Annotated in this window: 24 protein-coding genes; 11 read left to right on the forward strand and 13 right to left on the reverse strand. The window is 63.8% G+C overall.

Annotated features, from left to right (window positions below; translation table 11 throughout):
- Positions 1–9: 9 nt before the first annotated feature.
- The gene (locus tag ABIB00_RS05005; protein ID WP_354103597.1) at positions 10–711 is read right to left on the reverse strand and encodes a GrlR family regulatory protein; all 702 of its coding nucleotides are present in this window, start codon (positions 709–711) and stop codon (positions 10–12) included.
- Positions 712–907: 196 nt separating this feature from the next.
- Positions 908–1,942 (reverse strand): glutamine synthetase beta-grasp domain-containing protein, encoded by a 1,035-nt coding sequence (locus ABIB00_RS05010; RefSeq protein ID WP_354103598.1) that lies wholly within the window; start codon positions 1,940–1,942, stop codon positions 908–910.
- Between the two features lie 537 nt (positions 1,943–2,479).
- On the opposite strand from ABIB00_RS05010, the gene ABIB00_RS05015 reads away from it, so the two are divergent.
- On the forward strand, positions 2,480–2,680 hold the full coding sequence (locus tag ABIB00_RS05015) for a DUF2735 domain-containing protein (protein WP_354103855.1): 201 nt from the start codon (positions 2,480–2,482) through the stop codon (positions 2,678–2,680).
- A 114-nt stretch (positions 2,681–2,794) separates the two neighbouring features.
- Here the strand turns inward: ABIB00_RS05015 and ABIB00_RS05020 are convergent, their stop codons facing one another.
- Positions 2,795–3,106, reverse strand: coding sequence for an MliC family protein (locus ABIB00_RS05020; RefSeq protein WP_354103599.1), 312 nt, complete (start codon positions 3,104–3,106; stop codon positions 2,795–2,797).
- 70 nt (positions 3,107–3,176) lie between these two features.
- On the opposite strand from ABIB00_RS05020, the gene ABIB00_RS05025 reads away from it, so the two are divergent.
- The 4 genes from ABIB00_RS05025 (at position 3,177) to ABIB00_RS05040 (ending at position 5,856) form a co-directional block, all read left to right on the forward strand.
- Positions 3,177–3,950 (forward strand): tyrosine-protein phosphatase, encoded by a 774-nt coding sequence (locus tag ABIB00_RS05025; RefSeq protein ID WP_354103600.1) that lies wholly within the window; start codon positions 3,177–3,179, stop codon positions 3,948–3,950.
- A gap of 40 nt (positions 3,951–3,990) precedes the next feature.
- Positions 3,991–4,671 carry an SDR family oxidoreductase gene (locus ABIB00_RS05030; RefSeq protein WP_354103601.1) on the forward strand — a complete coding sequence of 227 codons (681 nt, stop codon included), beginning with the start codon at positions 3,991–3,993 and terminating at the stop codon, positions 4,669–4,671.
- A 97-nt stretch (positions 4,672–4,768) separates the two neighbouring features.
- Positions 4,769–5,455 carry a DUF2161 domain-containing phosphodiesterase gene (locus ABIB00_RS05035; RefSeq protein ID WP_247346547.1) on the forward strand — a complete coding sequence of 229 codons (687 nt, stop codon included), beginning with the start codon at positions 4,769–4,771 and terminating at the stop codon, positions 5,453–5,455.
- A gap of 95 nt (positions 5,456–5,550) precedes the next feature.
- On the forward strand, positions 5,551–5,856 hold the full coding sequence (locus ABIB00_RS05040; RefSeq protein ID WP_247346545.1) for a hypothetical protein: 306 nt from the start codon (positions 5,551–5,553) through the stop codon (positions 5,854–5,856).
- 80 nt (positions 5,857–5,936) lie between these two features.
- On the opposite strand, the gene ABIB00_RS05045 is transcribed toward ABIB00_RS05040, so the two are convergent.
- The 7 genes from ABIB00_RS05045 to ABIB00_RS05075 form a co-directional block, all read right to left on the reverse strand.
- A complete protein-coding gene (locus ABIB00_RS05045) occupies positions 5,937–6,566 on the reverse strand; it encodes a GNAT family N-acetyltransferase (RefSeq protein ID WP_354052976.1) in 630 nt (209 codons plus the stop codon).
- A gap of 150 nt (positions 6,567–6,716) precedes the next feature.
- Entirely contained in the window at positions 6,717–7,118 is a 402-nt protein-coding gene (locus ABIB00_RS05050) for a PaaI family thioesterase (RefSeq protein ID WP_354103602.1), read from the reverse strand.
- Positions 7,119–7,263: 145 nt separating this feature from the next.
- On the reverse strand, positions 7,264–8,466 hold the full coding sequence (gene kynU / locus ABIB00_RS05055; RefSeq protein ID WP_354103603.1) for a kynureninase: 1,203 nt from the start codon (positions 8,464–8,466) through the stop codon (positions 7,264–7,266).
- 8 nt (positions 8,467–8,474) lie between these two features.
- Positions 8,475–9,314: a tryptophan 2,3-dioxygenase gene (gene kynA, locus ABIB00_RS05060; RefSeq protein ID WP_247346527.1), complete on the reverse strand. Its 840-nt coding sequence runs from the start codon at positions 9,312–9,314 to the stop codon at positions 8,475–8,477.
- Between the two features lie 33 nt (positions 9,315–9,347).
- On the reverse strand, positions 9,348–10,157 hold the full coding sequence (locus ABIB00_RS05065; RefSeq protein WP_354103604.1) for a hormone-sensitive lipase: 810 nt from the start codon (positions 10,155–10,157) through the stop codon (positions 9,348–9,350).
- Between the two features lie 264 nt (positions 10,158–10,421).
- Entirely contained in the window at positions 10,422–11,699 is a 1,278-nt protein-coding gene (locus ABIB00_RS05070) for an ArgE/DapE family deacylase (protein ID WP_247346510.1), read from the reverse strand.
- A 54-nt stretch (positions 11,700–11,753) separates the two neighbouring features.
- Positions 11,754–12,479 (reverse strand): pyridoxamine 5'-phosphate oxidase family protein, encoded by a 726-nt coding sequence (locus tag ABIB00_RS05075; RefSeq protein ID WP_354103605.1) that lies wholly within the window; start codon positions 12,477–12,479, stop codon positions 11,754–11,756.
- A gap of 74 nt (positions 12,480–12,553) precedes the next feature.
- Between ABIB00_RS05075 and pdxR the strand changes: the two genes are divergently transcribed.
- Complete coding sequence (gene pdxR, locus ABIB00_RS05080; RefSeq protein ID WP_354103606.1) at positions 12,554–14,026, forward strand: MocR-like pyridoxine biosynthesis transcription factor PdxR; 1,473 nt, start codon at positions 12,554–12,556, stop codon at positions 14,024–14,026.
- 67 nt (positions 14,027–14,093) lie between these two features.
- Positions 14,094–14,339 (forward strand): DUF6719 family protein, encoded by a 246-nt coding sequence (locus ABIB00_RS05085; RefSeq protein ID WP_354053025.1) that lies wholly within the window; start codon positions 14,094–14,096, stop codon positions 14,337–14,339.
- 3 nt (positions 14,340–14,342) lie between these two features.
- Here the strand turns inward: ABIB00_RS05085 and ABIB00_RS05090 are convergent, their stop codons facing one another.
- Together ABIB00_RS05090 and ABIB00_RS05095 are read right to left on the reverse strand one after the other, a co-directional pair.
- Entirely contained in the window at positions 14,343–14,708 is a 366-nt protein-coding gene (locus ABIB00_RS05090) for a hypothetical protein (RefSeq protein ID WP_247443474.1), read from the reverse strand.
- A gap of 34 nt (positions 14,709–14,742) precedes the next feature.
- Positions 14,743–14,907, reverse strand: coding sequence for a hypothetical protein (locus ABIB00_RS05095; protein WP_354103607.1), 165 nt, complete (start codon positions 14,905–14,907; stop codon positions 14,743–14,745).
- A 414-nt stretch (positions 14,908–15,321) separates the two neighbouring features.
- Between ABIB00_RS05095 and ABIB00_RS05100 the strand changes: the two genes are divergently transcribed.
- Entirely contained in the window at positions 15,322–15,531 is a 210-nt protein-coding gene (locus ABIB00_RS05100) for a hypothetical protein (RefSeq protein WP_354103856.1), read from the forward strand.
- Positions 15,532–15,562: 31 nt separating this feature from the next.
- On the opposite strand, the gene ABIB00_RS05105 is transcribed toward ABIB00_RS05100, so the two are convergent.
- On the reverse strand, positions 15,563–16,111 hold the full coding sequence (locus ABIB00_RS05105; protein WP_354103608.1) for a CreA family protein: 549 nt from the start codon (positions 16,109–16,111) through the stop codon (positions 15,563–15,565).
- Positions 16,112–16,319: 208 nt separating this feature from the next.
- Here ABIB00_RS05105 and ABIB00_RS05110 point away from each other — a divergent pair, with 208 nt between their 5' ends.
- The 3 genes from ABIB00_RS05110 (at position 16,320) to ABIB00_RS05120 (ending at position 19,794) form a co-directional block, all read left to right on the forward strand.
- The gene (locus tag ABIB00_RS05110) at positions 16,320–17,951 is read left to right on the forward strand and encodes a L,D-transpeptidase family protein (protein ID WP_354103609.1); all 1,632 of its coding nucleotides are present in this window, start codon (positions 16,320–16,322) and stop codon (positions 17,949–17,951) included.
- A gap of 101 nt (positions 17,952–18,052) precedes the next feature.
- Positions 18,053–18,619 carry a glutathione peroxidase gene (locus tag ABIB00_RS05115; RefSeq protein ID WP_354103610.1) on the forward strand — a complete coding sequence of 189 codons (567 nt, stop codon included), beginning with the start codon at positions 18,053–18,055 and terminating at the stop codon, positions 18,617–18,619.
- A gap of 164 nt (positions 18,620–18,783) precedes the next feature.
- Positions 18,784–19,794, forward strand: coding sequence for a polysaccharide deacetylase family protein (locus tag ABIB00_RS05120; protein ID WP_247346437.1), 1,011 nt, complete (start codon positions 18,784–18,786; stop codon positions 19,792–19,794).
- Positions 19,795–19,798: the final 4 nt, after the last annotated feature.

The following is a 19,798-nucleotide window of genomic DNA, read 5'->3' on the forward strand; positions in this document are numbered from 1 at the left end:
CTGTAGCGATCAGGCGCGGTGCATCAGCTTGAGGGCGGCGGTCAGGCGCAGGCTGCGCTTGCCGGCGAGCGCCGTCGCCTCCAGCACCGCCTGCTCAGCGTCATAGGTGCCGGAGAAGCCGATGCCGACCTCGTGGCCGCCGAAGATCGGATCGTCCTTGGCCGGCGTGTGCTCCTGATTGAGGATCTGGCCCTTCCAGCGCCCGTTGGCGGCGGTGTAGCTGCCGAGATAGTAGAACGAGGCATCGCCGCCGAGGATACGGCCCTTGTTGAGCAGCATCACGCCGGTGAGGCCGCCGTCGACGCCGTCGAGCATGCGCAGATGCATCGAGTAGAGCCCGTCGGCGATGCCGGCCTCGCCGACGCCGCCGGCGATCGGCACCTCGTCTTCGGTGATCGGCGTCATCAACGACTGGAAGGGCACGCCAGGCAGCTCTTTCAGCTCGCCCTTGAAACGATAGAGATCGCCGTCGGCCCAGCCCTTGGCCAGCAAGGTCGCATCGTCGGTACCCGCCATGGCGCGGTAGCTCGGATCGGGGTTGTGGCGAACGGTGCTGATCACGACCTCGACGCCGCCTTCGGTCTTGGCGTAGGTGCCGATATGGGCGAACGCCGAATTGCCGCCCAGCATCTTGCCGTTGCTGGCATGCATTACACTTCGGCCGACCCCGTCGCCGAGCTGAAATCTCACCTTGTAGAAGCCTTCAAACACCAGCCGTCCCCGGCCCTGCGCGCATCCAGACGCACTCTATCCCGCTTTCGGCGGCGATGGACAAATTTCGCGCGATCGAGGTCCGAGGGGCCTCCGCAACGACTGTCATCAGGATGCAAAAATCCGCCGGAGTCTTTCGACTCCGGCGGATCAAAGTCCAACCCGGGCCAGTTCCCCAGCCCGGGCCGGGAGGATCTTAGGCCGCGGCCTTCTTGTCGACCGGCACGGACGCGATCGTCTTCAGGATCTGCGAAGCGATCTGGTATGGGTCGCCTTGCGAGTTCGGACGGCGGTCTTCCAGATAGCCCTTGTAGCCGTTGTTGGCGAAGGAGTGCGGAACGCGGATCGAGGCACCGCGATCGGCAATGCCGTAGCTGAACTTGTTCCACGGCGCGGTCTCGTGCTTGCCGGTCAGACGCTTGTCGTTGTCCGGGCCGTAGACGGCGATATGGTCCATGATGTTCTTGTCGAAGGCCGCCATCAGCGCCTCGAAGTACTCCTTGCCGCCGACCGTACGCATATACTCGGTGGAGAAGTTGGCGTGCATGCCGGAGCCGTTCCAGTCGGTGTCGCCGAGCGGCTTGCAGTGGAATTCGATGTCGATGCCGTAGCTCTCGGTGAGACGCAGCAACAGGTAGCGAGCCATCCACATTTCGTCAGCGGCCTTCTTGGAGCCCTTGCCGAAGATCTGGAATTCCCACTGGCCCTTCGCAACTTCCGCGTTGATGCCTTCGTGATTGATGCCTGCCGCGAGGCAGAGGTTGAGATGCTCTTCGACGATCTTGCGCGCGACGCCGCCGACGTTCGCGTAGCCGACGCCGGTGTAGTACGGACCCTGCGGCGCGGGATAGCCCGAGGCCGGGAAGCCGAGCGGACGGCCGTCCTTGTAGAAGAAGTATTCCTGCTCGAAGCCGAACCAGGCGCCGGAATCGTCGAGAATGGTGGCGCGCTTGTTGGTGGAGTGCGGGGTCTTGCCATCGGGCATCATGACTTCGCACATCACGAGCGCGCCGTTCTCACGCGCGGCGTCGGGATACACGGCGACCGGCTTCAGCACGCAATCGGAGCTGTGGCCCTCGGCCTGCTGGGTGGAGGAGCCATCGAAGCCCCAGAGCGGAAGCTGCTCGAGCGTGGGGAACGACGAAAATTCCTTGATCTGAGTTTTGCCGCGCAAGTTCGGAGTCGGCGAATATCCGTCGAGCCAGATGTACTCGAGCTTGTACTTGGTCATTGAGCCTCTCTGTAGATGATGCGAAAGGTGGGGGCCGTAGGCCCCCGCACGATTGTTTACCCGGCCACCATCGGCCGACCCTTCACAAGCATTTAACGTGCCAAAAGGCCGCAGTGCGGGAGGTTTTCCACCGCGGCCGGCCTCCCCTCGCTGGGCGCAAATCGACCACCGCGGCGTGCGTCATAGCGGCGCACCTTTGCGTGAAGCTGCACCGCAAAAATCCCGCTGAAAACGCCTGATTCTGGAGCAGGCGAACGCGTGCCGGAGGTTGCCGATGAAACGCGCATCAGCGTCCAGCAATTTTCGCAAAGGCGCTGGCCCCGGCCCGCAACCTTTGGAATGGCCAACGCGTTGGTCACTGCCATGGTGCCTTGGGGGATGCAGAAGGCTTCTTGCCTACAAAATGGGCTGCAACTGATTTCCTTTTCAGCACTTTGCATTTCAGGATGCGCGGCCGATATGGGGAATCCAGTAACCACAATCGAACGAGTCGGGCGCACCATGGAGGCGATCGCCCGGGCCGGAGGAGAAATCGAAATGGTGAACAATGGTCTGAGTCACGGATCTGCAACGATCTACCAATTCCCTGTCGGGGGCCGCGCGGCGCTCGCAGGACGCCGCCACGGTGAAACCGGCCTCGCCGATCACGTCTCTCTCCCCGTGAACGAGACTATCTGCAGCGGCAGCTGGTATCATCAGGACGCGATCGACGAAGCCAAGCCGAAATGGGATCGCTGATGCCTGTGGTCGGTTTGATATCGCCGCGCTCTCTTGGGCGACCGGCGGCAGTTTGAAAAAGGGTCGAAACAACGATGTTTCGGCCCTTTTTGATTCCTGCGGGATTGCCGCCGTTCAGATCCCCGCACAAGCCGTGACCGGCCGCTTCAGATGCCTGACGGTGGTGCTCCCGGTCTTGCCGATCACAAGCGTGATCCCCGCCCCCGAATAGCGCGCGCCGGAAACCGTCAGCCGCTTGGCGAGCGTGACCGGCTCGCCGTCGATCTGGAGGAAGGCGCGCTTGTCCTCGTCATAAAACCCAACGATGAACTGCGTACCATCGGCGCAGCGATAGCTCCGGAACGTCTGCGCATCGGCCTGCCGTGCACCGATAATTCCGCCCGCCAGCATGGTGACCGCCAAAAGAATGGCCTTGTGCCGGCCCATGATCGCCCCCTGTAATAGATCTCAAGGACGCCCGTCGCGCGTCCATGGAACCATAACCCAAGCTGATCTCATGCAAGACTCCTCTTTACAAGACGCCTCTTTACAAGTTGCCCCCGCTCGCCACCTCGCCCTGCAAGGCGCCAGCAATTTTCGCGACCTCGGCGGCTATCCGACCGCAGATGGCCGTACCACGCGCTGGCGGCACATCTTCCGTTCCAACCATCTCGGCCAGCTCACCGTCGCGGATATCGAGATCGTCCGTGCGCTCGGCGTGCGCAGCGCGTTCGACTTTCGCGGTGTCGAGGAGCGGACGGCGGGCGTCTGTGTGGTGAACGAGATCGCCGTGCATTCACTGCCGATCGAGCCGACGGTCGTGGCCGCATTGCGCGCCGAGCTCGCCCGGGGATCGCTGACCGCGCCGGTCGCGCTCGAACTCATGCGCGAATCCTATCGCAACTATGTCCGCCACAACACGGCCAGTTTCCGCAACCTGTTCGGTTATCTGCTGGAGGACCGCGCCCCGCTCGTCATTCACTGCACCGCTGGCAAGGATCGCACCGGCTTTGCCAGCGCGCTGATCCTGCATGCGCTCGGCGTCGCCGACGAGGTCATTGCCGAGGACTACCTGCTGACCAACCAGCACTACAAGCGCGATGCGACGGCCGCTACCGATCTGCCCGAGGACGTCCGCAATGCCATCGGTAACGTCGATGCCTCGTATCTTGCCGCGGCTTTCGAAGCCGTCGGCAAGGAATATGGCGATCTCGAAACCTACTTGCGCGACGGCCTCAAGCTCGGCACACCGGAGCAGACCGCGCTGAAGGCGCGTTATCTGCAATCGTAAGCGGCCGTAAATCTCAATCGGCCGCGCCGGGAGAACGACGATGCAAGGCAAGGTTCTGATCGTGACCGGAGCACTCGGCGCACTTGGAAAAGTCGTCGCCGAGGCCGCGCAGTCGCGCGGCGCGCGCGTGGCCGGCATTGACCAAGCGCCCTCGCAAATCTCCGCGACGCCTGAAAGCATCGAGATCGGCGGCGTCGATCTGTCCGACGCAGCACAAGCAAAGACGGCGGTCGAGGCGGCCGCGAAGCACTTCGGCAAGCTCGATGGGTTGATCAACGTCGCCGGCGGATTCGCGTTCGAGACCATCGGCGACGGCGACATCAAGACATGGCAGCGCATGCATGCGCTCAACGTGCTGACGGCGCTCAACGCCTCGCACACGGCGCTGCCGCATCTGGCCGCCTCCAATGCCGGTCGCATCGTCAATATCGGCGCCATGGGCGCGCTTCAGGCCGGCTCGGGCATGGGCCCCTATGCGGCGTCGAAAGCCGGCGTCCATCGCCTCACCGAGGCGCTTGCGAGCGAGTGGAAAGGCAAGGTCACGGTGAACGCAGTGCTCCCTTCGATCATCGACACCAAGGCCAACCGCGCCGACATGCCGAAAGCGGACTTCGCCAAGTGGGTGACGCCCCAGGAGCTCGCGGAGGTCATCCTGTTCCTCGCCGGCGATGCCGCAAGCGGCGTCACCGGCGCGCTGATCCCGGTGGGCGGGCGGGTTTAGTCGCATACCGGCTTGATTGTCTCTGCCCCTGCTCCGATTCAATCGGGACCAGGAAAGCTCTACACTGCCCGCAACTGATTCTCCGATCGGACGTGCCGTGGAAACCACGCTCTATCTGCCTGTCAAACGCTTCCTCGAAGAGCTGGGCTTCACGGTCAAGGGCGAGATCGTCGGCTGCGATCTCGTGGGCCTCAGCGCCGGCGATCCGCCTGTCGTAGTGATCGGCGAGCTCAAGCTCGCCTTCAATCTCGAGCTGATTCTTCAGGCGGTCGACCGCGCACCCGCCGGCGACGAGGTCTGGATCGCCGCAAAGATGTCAGCGCGCGGCAAGGGACGCGAGACTGACGCGCGCTATCGCAATCTCTGCCGCCGTCTCGGCTTCGGTATGCTCGGAGTGACCGACCGCGGCCAGGTCGAGGTGCTGGTGAAGCCGCCGACGGCAGCTCCGCGCCGCGAGCCGAAGGTCCGTTCGCGCCTGGTCGCAGAGCATCAGCGCCGCCAGGGCGATCCTGTGCTGGGCGGCAGCACCCGCGCGCCGATCATGACGGCCTATCGGCAGCAGGCTCTCGCCTGCGCCTCGGAGCTTGCGGCCGGCCCGCGGCGCGTGGTCGAATTGCGCCAACGCTGTCCCGATGCCGGCAAGATCATGCTTAACAATGTGTATGGCTGGTTCGAACGCACGGAGCGGGGAATCTACGGGCTGACCGAGGCCGGACGCGCGGCGCTGAAGCGCTGGCCGCAACAGCGGGCTGAGGTTGTTGAGGGTGTCGCGTCACCGCCCTGACACCCAACCGGTGCATAGCTGAGCTGCCACATGAAATTCATATTGCAATGCAACATGGACGGCACTAGGTATCCCGGCATCGAAACGAGGCCGTTATGAACACAGACTGGAATACCAAATATGGCACGCGGCGCGTGCGCCACGATCCGCCGACCCTGGACGAGGCGATCTTCGCCGCCGTCGGCATCACTGACGATCAGGAGCAGCAGGCCGAGATCGCCGCAGCCCTGATGGGCATGCCGCTCGATGTCGTCCAGGCCGAGGTCAAGAAGCAGGTTCGCACCAACAGCCGCATCACCTCGACCCGCGTGATCGCCGGCGAACAGGGCGCCCAGCGCTCGGTGGTGGTCGAACGCCGCGTCGTGCGCCGCTTCGGCAACGACAAGCGCACCGGCACCTGAGCGCTCAGTTCTCTGTTTCCAATACGAAAGCGGACCAGTTTTGCCGGTCCGCTTTTTTGATTCCAGTCGGCTGTTTCAGGTCAGGCGGCGCGATTGCCATAGATGCTGGAGATGATCTTCCAGCAGGTCGAGTTGAAGCTGAGCAGAGCGCGGCCGGCCGTGAATGGCGAGGCGGCGAGATCGGCGAATTCGTCCTCAGGTGCCCTGGCGAGATCGATCGTCCCGGTCGATTCGCCATGACGGAATTGCAGATCCGCCCCGAACTTCCTGGCGAGCGCCCGCATTGCGTGATTCTCGGCGCCCGTGGTGATGCGCAGGCGCTTGTAGCCTTTCCAGCGCGCTTCCGCGATCAGGCGGCTGAACAGCACGGTGCCGACGTTCTGGCGCCGCGCTGAGGCCTCCACGCTGAAGGCGACCTCGGGCAGTGAATCGTCCTCAGGCGGATGCAGCTCGGCTGCACCGCGGACCACGCCGTCGACGATGTAAGCGACGATCACAGTGCCGTCCTCGGCACAGCGGGCGGCGTAACGCTCGATAAAACTGTCGTCGAGAAAACCGTTGAAACGGTCGTGCCGGCTTCCGGCATCGAGCCTCAGCAGGTGATCGCGCAAAAGCGGCAATTCTTCCTGTTGGCTCAAGGTCCGCACATAGCCCTGAACGGACTTCGTGCGGTTGGTTTCTTCAAGTGCGAAATCTGCTTCGAGTGACAAGTCTAAACTCCTCTTGGTGTCCCTCGAGGAGGCGTTCGAATCCCTAGACCTCCAATATTGTGCATCGCAACAAATTTTTCAAGACGGGAACCTGCCCAAGTTTCGGGCATCGGAAACGACTAATTCGTTAACAAAATCAATCCCCCGTATTCATATGAGGACCAGCTGGGTCTGGGTCACCACCGCGACCAGCTTGCCGTCCTCAGTCTCCAGCCGGGTGGTCCAGACCTGGGTCCGCCGGCCCCGGTGGATCGGGGTAGCGGTTGCGACGATCGTGGTTCCCTCCTTGGCTCCGCCGATGAAATTGGTCTTACTCTCGAGTGTGGTCGTGCCCGTGGCGTCCTCCGGCAGATTGATCACGGTGGCCGCAGCGCCAACGGAATCGGCCAGCGCCATCACTGCGCCGCCGTGGATGGTGTGGTGAAGGGTGCAGAGATCCGGCCTGACCATCATCCGCGCCACCACGCGATCTTTCCCGGCCTCGACGAACTCGACGCCCTTAAGCTCGGCGAACGGCATCTTCATCGCTTTAAGTTTCTCGAGCGGCGTCATCGGATCTCCTCCCAATTCATTGTTGTCTCAGCGTGAATTGCTTCGCGCGGCAAAGCAATGACGTCCGAGGTAATCGCTGCCGTGACATTGGACGAAGCGTTTGCGCATATGGTGCCGCCATGCGCCACTTCACGGCAGCCCCTTCTCAAGTCACCGCATTCACGACCTGATACTCCGGCCGCCGCCACACCTCGCCCGCGATCACCTCCTCGATGATCTCGGCTGCCTTCATTGCCTCGGCCTCGCCGATATACAGCGGCGTGATGCCGAACCTCATGATGTCAGGCGCGCGGAAATCGCCGATGACGCCGCGGGCGATGAGGGCCTGCATCGCGGCATAGCCGCCCTCGAAGGCGAACGAGACTTGCGAGCCGCGGCGCTCATGGGCGCGCGGGGTAACGAGCGTCAGCTGCGGGCAGCGGCGCTCGACTTCGCTGATGAGGAGATCGCCGAGCGCCAGCGAGCGGGCCCGGACCTCCGCGATATCGACCCTGTCCCAGATATCGAGCGAGGCCTCCAGCGCCGCCATCGCCAGCACTGGAGGTGTCCCGACGCGCATGCGCTCGACGCCGCCCGCAGCCGCATAGGCCAATTCGAACGCGAACGGCTTTGCGTGGCCCATCCACCCCGACAGCGCGGCGCGCACGCTGTCGGCGTGGCGCGGCGCGACGTAGAGGAAGGCCGGCGCGCCGGGGCCGGCGTTGATGTATTTGTAGGTGCACCCGGCGGCGAAATCGGCGGCGGTGCCAGCAAGGTCAACCGGCAGTGCGCCGGCCGAATGCGCGAGGTCCCAGACCGTGACAATGCCGAGCGCATGCGCTCTTGCAGTCAGCTTCGCCATGTCGTGGCGTCGTCCGGTGCGGTAATCGACCTCGGTGATGTAGAGCACCGCGATCTCCTCCGACAACGAAGCCTCGATCTCCTCCGGCGCCACCAGGCGCAATTGATGGCCACGGCCGAGCGTCGCGATCAGGCCTTCGGCCATGTAGAGGTCGGTCGGGAAATTGCCGGCGTCTGACAAGACGACCTTGCGCGACGCGTTCATGTCGAGCGCGGCCGCGAGCGCTTGATAGACTTTCAGCGACAGAGTATCGCCCACCATCACTGAGCCGGCTTCCGCACCGATCAGTCGTGCGATGCGATCGCCGACATGGCGCGGCTGGGCATACCAGCCCGCGCTGTTCCAGGCGCGGATCAACTGGTCACCCCACTCGGCGGTGATGACGCGGCTGACGCGCTCGGCCACGCCAAGCGGCAACGCGCCGAGCGAATTGCCGTCGAGATAGATTACACCATCGGGCAAATGGAACAGCGCTTTGGTGTCGTCGTAGACGCGAAGCTTGGTCATGAAAATCTCTACAGGATCGTGCGCACGCGCCAGAGTTCAGGGAACAGCTCCACCTCCAGCATGCGCTTGAGATAGCTGACGCCGCCGGTGCCGCCGGTGCCGCGCTTGAAGCCGATGACGCGCTCGACCGTCGTCACATGGTTGAAACGCCAGCGCCGGAAATAATCCTCGAAATCGACCAGCTTTTCGGCGACCTCGTAGAGCATCCAATGCGTTTCCGGCGCCTCGTAGACGATACGCCAGGCCTGCAGAACGCCTTCATTGAAGCTATGGGTCTCGCGAACATCGCGCGCCAGCACGGCCGCAGGCATTTTGAGCCCGTTGCGGTCGGCGAGCCGCAGCACCTCGTCATAGAGGCTTGGCGTCGCCAGCTCGGCTTCGAGCAGCTGCGTGGTTTCCACATCGTGCGCGTGCGGCTTGAGCATGGCGTGGTTGCGGTTGCCGAGCAGGAATTCGATCAGCCGGTATTGCCGCGACTGGAAGCCTGAGGACTGGCCAAGCTGCGAGCGGAAGCGCGTGTACTCGCTGGGCGTCATGGTGCGCAGCACGTCCCAGGCATTGTTGAGCTGTTCAAAGATGCGCGACATCCGTGCCAGCATCTTCATCGCGGGGGCGACCTCGTCCTTTCCGATCGCGCGGCGTGCGGCGCTGAGCTCGTGGATAGCGAGCCGCATCCAGAGTTCGGTGGTCTGATGCTGGATGATGAACAGCATCTCGTCATGCGCTTCCGAGAGCGGATGCTGCGCGCCGAGAATGGCGTCCAGCGCCAGATAGTTGCCATAGGACATGCGCCGGGCGAAATCGGTCTCGGCGCCGTCGCTTGCGGGATCGTAGTCGCTGGACGTCATGACAAGCCCTTTCGATCGATCTTCCAGGCCTCGTCAGTCGAGGCCGATCAGGCGTGCGGTGATTGGCGATGACGGGTCCTTGAGGGCGTCGATCACGGTGAAATGGTTCAGCCCGGGATCGACAACGAGACGCGTCGACACGTCGAATCCAGTCCAGACATTGGCCATCAGATCGGACTGGCGAATGAATTCGGGCCGCTCGCTGCCGCCGACCCAGGCGGTCACGGGCGAATGCCCGCGCGGCAGATGCAGCGCCGCGCTTTCCAGCGTCGCCTCCTCCGTCGTCATGCCAAGCGTTTCGTTCATCCTGGTCTTGAGCAGCGGACGCAGATCATGCAGCCCGCTGATCGAGAGCGTGCCGACGATGCGGTTGAAGACGGCGGGCTCGAGCCGGCTATCATTGCACAGCATGCGCGTGACGAGATGCCCGCCGGCGGAGTGGCCGGCGAGCCGGATCGGGCCTGCGACGAGCGAAGCCGCCTTGGAGATGGCGGCAGTGATCTCGACGGTGATGTCTGAAATGCGCGCGGATGGCGCGAGCGTGTAGCTCGGCAATGCCGCCGTCCAGCCGTGATGGCGCGCGCCTTCGGCGAGATCAGTCCATGTCGATTTGTCGAAGCGCATCCAGTAGCCGCCGTGGACGAACACGACGAGGCCCTTACTGTCGCCGTCGGGCAGGATCAGGTCGAGGCACTGGCGCTCAGCCGGGCCATAGGCGATGTCAGCGCGAAAACCTTTCAGACCGGCGCGGTAAGCCGCCGCCCGCTCCGTCCATTGCGCCGGCATCTTGTCCGAGCCCGGGATATGGGCTGAATTGGCGTAAGCATCATCCCAATCGCGCATCGCTGCTTCCTCGACGGACTCAGGCCTTGTGGACCTGACGCCAGTCTGCCACCGGCGCGGGCGGCATCCTAGTCTTTAGTTTAAGCTTAAAGGATTTGGGGCGCCGGTGGATTGGGCAGGCGAAGCTTTGTCTGGTTCGTTCCCCGGGCGCAGCGCAGCGCGAAGCGGTGCGCTGCTGAACCGGGGTCCAACGTGTGCGGTGACGTGGGTCCCGGCTCTGCGGCGCACAGCTTCGCGCTACGCCGCAGAGCCGGGACACGAGACCTACCCCTTCTCGACCCCGCACCAATCCGCGATGAACAGCGCCATCGCCTTGGTCGTCTTCCTTAGCGAGTCCAGATCGACGAATTCATTGAAGCCGTGCATCTCGCCGCCGCTCGCGCCGAAGCAGAGGCTTGGGATACCGTGATTGAGGCCATAGAAGCGGGTGTCGGTGAGCGCGGTGAAGACGAGGTCTTCGACCTCGCCGCCATAGACGCTGTTGAAGGCCTTGCCGAACGCCGCCTCGGGCGCGGCGGCGTCAGTCAGTTCATACCCCTCCGACAAGAAGCCCGACCATTCGATCTCCGGCGGATTGTTGGCGAGGAAGCGGTGGTTGCGCGCGGCAGCAGCAACGCAGGCCATGATCTCCTTCTGGTGATCGGCGATCGACCAGCCCGGCAACACTGCAATGCGGCAATCGACGTCGCACCAGGCCGGCACACTGGAAGCCCAGTCGCCGCCCTTGATGATGCCGGGGTTGAAGTTGATGGGATGGTTCAGCGTCTTGAAGTGCCGATCGGCTTTCGCACGCTCGTTCCACTCGACCTCGAGCTTTTGCAGCGACTGGATCAAATGATAGGCAGCCATGATTGCGTTCGCGCCGGAGCCGGCGAAGGCGACGTGGGTCGGATGGCCCTTCACGCGCAGACGAAACCAGATCACGCCGACCTGCGAGCGCACCATCTTGCCGCCGGTCGGCTCAGGGATGAAGCAGGCGTCCGCACGATAGCCGCGCTGAAGCGTCGAGAGCGCACCGACGCCGGTGCTCTCCTCCTCGATCACGGACTGGAAATGAATCCGCGCCGTCGGCTTGAGGCCCGCGGCCTTGATCGCATCGAGCGCTGACAGGGCTGCGATGGTGCCCGACTTCATGTCGCAGGCACCGCGGCCGAACATCTTGCCGTCCTTGATGACGGGCGAGAATGGCGGGGTGTCCCACAGTTCCAGCGGCCCCGCGGGCACGACGTCGCAGTGGCCCTGCAGGATCAGCGATTTGCCGCCATTCGTTTGCGGACGATAGGTCCCGACCACCGAGCGCGCCTTCGAGAAGTCATGCTCGATGGGCCCGAAGCCGCGCAAATCCTTGAGGTCGTCGACATTGATGTGCCAGTCGTCGACCTCGTAGCCGCGCTCGCGCAGAAGGTCGCCGATCATGTCCTGGCACGGTCCCTCCGCCCCGCGGGTCGAGGGGATCGCGACGAAATCGCTTGTGATCGCAAGCTGGGCTTCGAAGCCGGCGTCGACGGCGCCAAGAATCCTCTGCTGCGTTTCGGCATTCATCAGGCAACTCCAATTGGGCATTCAGATCATCGATGGAGCGCAAGCTAGCCGATTTCAGCCGTTCGGGTACTCTGCAAAATAGGCATCCCGCAATGCATCTTCGAGCAGCCGGCCCTCGGAATAGCCATTCAGTGTCGCCGGCCGGCTCACGCCCTCGAGCAGCCGCGGGCAAGGTTCCGGCGCGCCGAGCACGGTGCGCACCGGAATGCGCTCGGCATAGATCGGCAATTCGTAGTCCTCGTCATCGTCGGCGACACCCTTGGCACGGACTTTCGCGGAGGCTTCCTCGATCTCCATCGCGATGAAGGAGGTCGCCTTGATCTCCTGCGTATTGGTCGCCCGCAGGCTTGCGGTGCGATCCGGGAAGAAGCGGTCGACCATGGCGATCACCGCGCGCTCTTTCTCCTCTGGATCGGTGACGAGATAGGCGGTGCCGAACGCCATCACCGCACGGTAGTCGGCCGAGTGATTGAACCCGCAGCGTGCCAGCACCAGGCTGTCGAGATGGGCGACCGTCAGGCACACGCGTTCGCCCTTGGTCTGGTTGCGCAGCATGCGGCTGGCGCTCGATCCGTGCCAGTACAGCTTGGTCCGTTCGCGCCAGAAGAAAGTGGGTGTGCAATAGGGTTGGCCGTCGATCGCGTAAGAGACATGGCAGAGCATCGCGGAATCCAGGATGCGATGAACGGTATCGTGATCGTAGAAACCGCGGTCGTGACGGCGCTTCACCTGGTTGCGCGCGGACGTCGGATAGGAATTTTGGCTCTCGGTCTGGCTCACGGCCGCTCCTGTCGGACTGGTACAATTCCCGAGCAGTTGTAGCCCTGGGTTTGGTCTGCGATAGTGCCAATTCCATGCAAAAAATTCCGACCAATTCTGTCCCTTCGCCGGCCAAGGCCGAGCTGCCGCTCGACCTCACCGGTCCGCACATCACGGCCGCCGCCTCGTCGGCGCACCGGCTGTATCAGGCACTGTGCGAGATGATCGTCGGCGGCCTGGTGAAACCCGGCGAGCCGCTGCCGCCGTCGCGCACGCTGGCCAAACAGACCGGCTTTCGGCGCAACGCCGTCGTCACCGCCTATGAGCGCCTGATCGCCGACGGCTTTGCCGACGCCACCGTCGGCTCCGGCACGTTCGTCGCCGCGCGTATCCCCGCGCGCGCGGCCGAGCCGAAGCGGCCGAAGATCATCGTCGAAACGCCGGGGCAAGGCGCGTTTTCGCTCGGCTGCACCCATATCGACGCGCGAGCCGTGCAGCGTTTCCGCGCCTTCGTCGGCCGGCGCATGCGCGCCTTCGGCGCGGAGCATCTGCATTACGGCGATCCTCGTGGAAGCCGCGAGCTGCGTGCCGCCATAGCCGATCATCTTTTGTCAGCGCGGGGCCTGCGCTGCGATCCCGATCAGATCATGCTAACGTCAGGCACGCTGCACGCGCTGCGCATCGTGCTGAGCGCGATCCTGAAGCCGAACGACCAGGTTTGGTGCGAAGACCCCGGCTACCCGGCTGCGCGGAAAACCATCGCGCATTGCGGCTATCGCGCCGTGCCCGTTCCCGTCGACCCGCACGGCATGCGTGTCGCCAGGGGCCGCAATGCGGCGCGGTCCGCGCGCGCAGCCTATGTGACGCCGTCGCACCAGTTTCCGCTGGGCGTGCAGATGTCGATGCCGCGGCGGCTCGAGCTGCTGGACTGGGCGAAGCAGGCTGGCGCCTTCGTGCTGGAGGACGATTACGACAGTGAGTTCCGTTATGACGGCGCGCCGCTGATGTCGCTTGCCGGCATCGATCACCTCCAGCGCGTGATCTACATGGGCACCTTCGCCAAGACGCTGTTTCCGGGCCTGCGCATCGGCTATTGCGCCCTGCCCGAGCGCCTGATCGCGGATGTCACCGCCGCGCGGGCCGCGCTCGACCGGTTTCCCGGCACGCTGATGGAGGGCGCGGTGGCCGACATGCTCAACTCCGGCGCGTTTGCCGCGAACCTGAAGCGGGTGCGCAAGCTGTACCGCGAGGCGCGTGACGCGCTGGCCGAGACCCTGGAAGCCGCATCCGACGGCGTGCTGTCGGTGCCGGTCCCGTCACAGGGCCTGCATCTCGTCGCCCGGTTCGAGCCCTCGGTCGACCTGCCTGTGGCCGCAGAAGCCAAGCAGGCCGCCGGCGCCGAAGGCTGGCTATTGGCCGACACCTATTCACGGGCACGTCCCCTGCCCGGTTTCGTGCTGGGATTTTCCGGCCACTCGGTTCCGAAGCTCGTGGCTTCCGCCGAGCGGCTCGCGCGGGAATCGCGCGCGGCCTTGCGTGCGAGGAGCAAGCCGGCCCGGCGGGCATGACGAACGTTCACTATGAGAATCGGCGGCCGCTCCCTACATTGCGGCATTGATGCTGGGACCTCACACCATGCTGCTGCGCCGTGCGACTTACCTCTCGCTCCTGATCTCCATCGCACTCGCCGCGACGGCGCGCGCAGGCACGATCGGACGCGAGCAGGACATCGTCGATCTCAAGCTCGGCCAGCGCGTGCAGGTGGATGACGGAACCTGCCCCGCTGGACAGATCAAGGAAGTGCGCGGCGCCAAGATGACCGAGAAGGGCGTGGCGCGGACCAGCGTCTGCGTGCCGCGACACGGTCCAAGATCGAGGTGACGGCTACGATTTGGCCGGATCGAACATGCATTGCAGGGTCGGCTTGGCGATTTTGGTGAAAGTCGGCCCGATCTCGCCTTGCTTGGACGTCGGCACCCAATCGGTCTCGATCGTCGGCACGCCGGTCTCGCTGATGCCGCGCAGCAGCGCCTCGCGCAAATCCCGATCCTCGACGACCGCGGCGGCATGGTCGTGCAGGCAGCCGCAGACTTCCTCCGGATGTTCCCAGCGCCCGAGCATGCGCGGCGCACACTGACGCACGAATTCGGTGCGCGGATCCGGCAGCCTCGCGGGCGAACGCACCTGGGCCTGGGCGGCACTGATCGTCAGAACGGATATGAACGCCGCAGCGCCGAAACGAACAAGCATGATGGCCTTTATCGGCTGATTTTTTTGTTGGCGATCAGAAGCGCGCGGCGACCACGATCGGCTGCGGCGTAGTGGTCGTGATTGGCGAGCCGCTGTACCGGAAGGTGCCGACACCCGGGAGATTGCCGTCCGGCGAGCCTGCGAACGAGGAGCCGGCGAGCACGAAACCAAAAGCAAGGATGAGGCTGAGCGTGCGCATGGACTTGTCTCCGAATTCGGTGGCCGGCGGTGAACCGTCGTCGTTGTGAGGTTGATAACCATGGGCGGTTTCGCGTGTGATGCGCCAAAGACCGAAAATGGTTTCATCTCCGTGAGAATTGTTTCGTCCCGCTCGGGGCGACGACACATTCGACGGAAAATATCAATCTTTTCAAATGGGTCGAGCCGCTGCCCAATGTCGTTGGCAGGTTCCGTGCGATCTCGGACGTACCCCGGACGATAGACGCCGTCATGGTCCCGCCTCACACGCTTCACATGCATTTTACGTTTTTCTGCTGAAGAGAAGCCGAACGAAGGCTGGGCCCTGTTGAACCGGGGGCGCTTCGGCTGCGACCCAAGCCATCGAAACCTGGAGTCCGGATCACCGGGCGCGTTCATTTGAGGAATGGCCATCATGATGGCGCAAGATCGCGCAACGCCGCGCGATGCGGACCTACGGACAGACCGCGGAGATCAACGACCCGTTCGCAGCGGCGCCACCTCGTCGGGCGAAATGGTGCTGCAATCGAGCCGCGGCTTTGAGGCCGTGCCACAGATGTTCGTGCGGCTGACCGGCTCGCATCTTGCTAAGCCCCGCGCCTGCCGCGCAGGCATCACTGAGTGAACGCAAACGTCATTGAGTGAACGCAAGCGCGTCACTGAGTGAAGAATTCGCCGCACTTCTGGACGTTTGCGTCCGCAGGCCCCCATGGCATGATCGGTACGGTCGAGGTCGAGTTCTTCGGTGAACCCTCGATCAGCCTGTCCGAATAAACCATGTAGATCAGCACGTTGCGCTTGGCGTCACAGCCGCGAACGATCTGCATCTTCTTGAAGAACAGCGAGCGGCGCTGGCGGAACATGTCGTCGCCCTGCTCCATCTTGTTCTTGAACTTGATCGGGCCGACCTGACGGCAGGCGAGCGAGATGTCCGAAACCTCCTCGGCAAGGCCCAACCAGCCCTTGAAGCCGCCCTTCTCCGGTATCGTGAAATGACAGGCCACGCCTTCGACCTCAGGATCGTCCAACCCGTAGGTCGCGAGCTTGTCGTTCGGGCTCATCCATTTGAACACGGTCGATCGGCGGAAGATCAGATCGGGCTCGTCCGCGGCGGAGGCGGACATTGCCGACCCGGTCAGCGCCAGGAAGAATAAAGCGAGGCCTTTCAAGCGGATGCCGGAAAGACCGGGGAAACGAGATGACATGAAGTTCTCCGGTAACAAGTCCCTGCAATGTAGGCATATGGCGGCCGATCGGGAAGACGGCCCGCAATCCGACACGCCCGCCGTTTACCGCTCCGTGAGGCTTTCTTGCTACGGTTTGGACAAAAGTAGCTGATGGCAGAACTGCCGTGCTGGTGAACGCGTATCCCCTCTGAGAGACTAACATCTGATTTGGATTGTGGATTGGAAGATGAATAGCGTGAAAGGGTCCGGTTTTTCTGCCAAACCGACGCGGCTTTGGCAGGTCGCCATTTTGACGGCGGCGGGTGCGATCGGTACCGCAAGCCAGGCAGACGCAGCGTTTTATTACTGGACCGATTATTCCGACGGGTTCTATGGGCGCCAGGAGCGCCATTCCGAAGTCCCGCGCCAGAAGCCACAGAAGCGCGGCGCGGCCGGCAAGAAAGGCGTCGTTGCCGAGAAAGAAGCCGGCACGAAACCGCAAGGTCCTCTCGTCATCGTCGTTTCGATCGACCGGCAGAGAGTCACGGTCTACGACACCAACGGCGTGTTCGCGGAATCTCCGGTGTCGACGGGCATGAAGGGCCATTCGACGCCGATGGGTGTGTTCAGTGTCATCCAAAAGCACAAATTCCACCACTCCAACATCTATAGCGGCGCGCCGATGCCGTACATGCAGCGGGTCACGTGGTCCGGCATCGCCATGCATGCCGGCGTGCTGCCGGGCTATCCGGCCTCGCATGGCTGCATCCGCATGCCGATGGCGTTCGCGGTGAAGATGTGGAACTGGACCAGGATGGGCGCGCGCGTGATCGTTTCGCCCCGCCAGATATCGCCGCAGAACTTCTCACATCCGCTGCTCGCCTCCGTGCGCGTGCCGCCGCAACCCGCGGCCAGCCTGGAGCCGCAGACCAATGCCAGCGACAAGGCCGACAAGGACGCGGCCAATACCTGGGCCGCCGAAGCCAAGCCGGCTGAAACGAAGACCGCCAGCGCCGACGGCGCGCTCGAGCTGCGCTCGTCGGTAGGCCACACCGTAATGTCGGACGTGACCACCGGCAATGCGCCGACCCGCGGCGAAGCCGCGGCATCGACCCAGACCGAGCCGACGGCAAAGCCTGAGACCAAGACCGCTGAGGCATCTGACGCGGCCAAACCACAGGAACCCGCAAGCACCGAAGCGAAGCCTGTCGAAGCCGCGGAGGCACCCAAAGCTTCGACGGCTGTCGAAGACAAGCCCGCCGACAAGGTAGAGGCTGCCAAGTCTGACACCGCAAAGTCCGAGCCCGCGAAGACGTCCGATGCACCGGCCACCGCGCCGGCACAGGCCGCCATGCCCGACGTCAAGAAGGACGAAGCCCGCGCCGCCGATCCGGCGCCGGCCGCAAAGCCGGAAGCGCCCAAGCGCGCCGGCCAGATCGCTGTCTTCATCAGCCGCAAGGATTCCAAGCTCTACGTGCGGCAGAACTTTGCGCCGCTATTCGAGGTGCCCGTCACGATCGCAGCGAGCGATCGGCCGCTCGGCACGCATGTCTTCACCGCCGAAGTCGACAAAGCCGATGCCAATGCGCTGCATTGGTCGGTGGTGTCCTTGCCAGTGTCCGTCCGCTCTGCCGCGCGCGAAGATGACGGCCGCGCGACACGCCGCCAGAGTGGTGCCGCCGTCATCCCCGTCGCCATCAAGCCGGTGGTGACACCGGACAGCCCGGCCGAGGCGCTCGACCGCGTCTCGATCCCTGCCGACATCATGGTCAAGATCAACGAGATGCTGACGTCGGGCGGATCGATCATCATCTCCGATCAGGGCATCAACCAGGGCGAGACTGGCGAAGGCACCGACTTCATCGTGCGGCTCTACTGAGCAGTTCGCCGCGTCAGATCGCGTCAGATAACGTGGTGTTGAGCAGGCTGATCGCCGCGGCGGAGTAAGGTGAGTCCCGGATCAGGTCGGGGGACGCCGCCATGCTGAACCGCAGGACCATGCTCGCCGCGCTTCTGACGACGGCCGCATCCGCAACGCGCGCTTTGGCCAACGGCGGCATGAGCCGTATACCGGCCTACGCCTTTTCCTTCCCTGCATTGTCAGGCGACGACATCCGCCTTGCGGCTTTCACCGGCAAGCCGCTGCTGGTGGTCAACACCGCCTCGCTCTGCGGTTACACGCCGCAATATGCCGGCCTGCAAGAAATCTGGAGCGAGTTTCGCGAACGCGGGCTCACAGTGATCGGCGTTCCCTCCAACGATTTTGGCGGACAGGAGCCCGGCGGCACCAGCGAGATCTCTGAGACCGCGCACCACCAATATGGCGTTACCTTCCCGATTGCGGCCAAGGCCGTCGTGGTCGGTGCGAAGGCGCATCCATTCTACAAATGGGCGGCAGAGGCGCGGCCAAAGGAGGTCCCGAAATGGAACTTCCACAAATATCTGATCGGCCGTGACGGCTACATCGCCGACGTCTTTGCATCCACGGTCGAGCCGGCCGACACGCGGATCAAGACGGCAATCGCCAAGACGCTGGCCGACAGCTGACGGGCCGCAGCCCAATCCGGTTGGGCACAATTGTGGTGAGGCGCCAAACAGCCGTTGCAATGGCGAGGGCCCACCATCTAGGCTAGGATTGTTTGGGGCAGGATGGTTTTGCCGGAAGCGAAAAGCCACGGCAGAACAACGGGATCAATCTCGAGGACAACACCATGCGTGTGGCAGCAGGACTGATTTTGGCAAGCGCGATGTCAGTTGCGTTGACAGGCGCGGCTTGGTCGCAGACCCCCGCGGCAAAACCTGCAGCCGCTACCCAGGCGGCACCCGCCGCAGTGCCCGCTCCAGCACCTGCTGCTCCCGCGGCTGCAGCCGCCGCACCGGCGCAACCGGCCTTCCCACCGCCGCCGAAGCAAGCGCCGCAGCCTGCCCGTGCCGCCTGCAACACGCCCGGCGCACTCGGCGTCGCCCGCACCGTCGAGATCGACACCACGGGTGGCCCCGGCTTTGGCTTCGAGCATTTCAAGGAGCTCGACTTCCTGCGCGACAAGGAGGTGGTGCTGACCTTCGACGACGGTCCATGGCCGAAGAACACACCCGCGGTGCTGAAGGCGCTCGCCGACGAATGCACCACCGGCATCTTCTTCTCGATCGGCAAGCACGCGACCTATGAGCCGGAGATCCTGAAGCAGGTCTACGCGGCCGGCCACACCGTGGGTACCCACACCTGGTCGCACGCCAACCTCAACAACAAGAAGCTCAGCGAGCAGCAGCGCAAGGAAGAGATCGAGAAGGGTCTTTCCGCGGTGAAATGGGCGCTCGGCGGCATCTCGCCCTCGCCGTTCTTCCGCTTCCCGGCGCTCCAGCACCCGCCGGAGATGGTCACCTATCTCGGCAACCGCAACGTCGCGATCTTCTCCTGCGACATCGACTCCTTCGACTTCAAGGCCTCGAAGCCCGAGAAGGTGATCGAGACCGTGATGAAGAAGCTCGACAGCAAGGGCAAGGGCATCATCCTGATGCACGACTTCCAGAAGCATACGGCGGAGGCCCTGCCCGAGTTGCTCAAGCGCCTGAAGGCGGGCGGCTACAAGGTGGTGGCGATGCGCGCCAAGTTCCCGGCTTCGTCGCTGCCCGAATACGATCAGGAACTGCTCAAGGACGTCAAGCTGCCGACAGTCAGCACCCGGCCGGTCAACAGCGTCGTCACGACAGTTTCCGAATAGCCGG

The organism is Bradyrhizobium sp. LB14.3 (assembly GCF_040547985.1).
Lineage (GTDB): Bacteria > Pseudomonadota > Alphaproteobacteria > Rhizobiales > Xanthobacteraceae > Bradyrhizobium.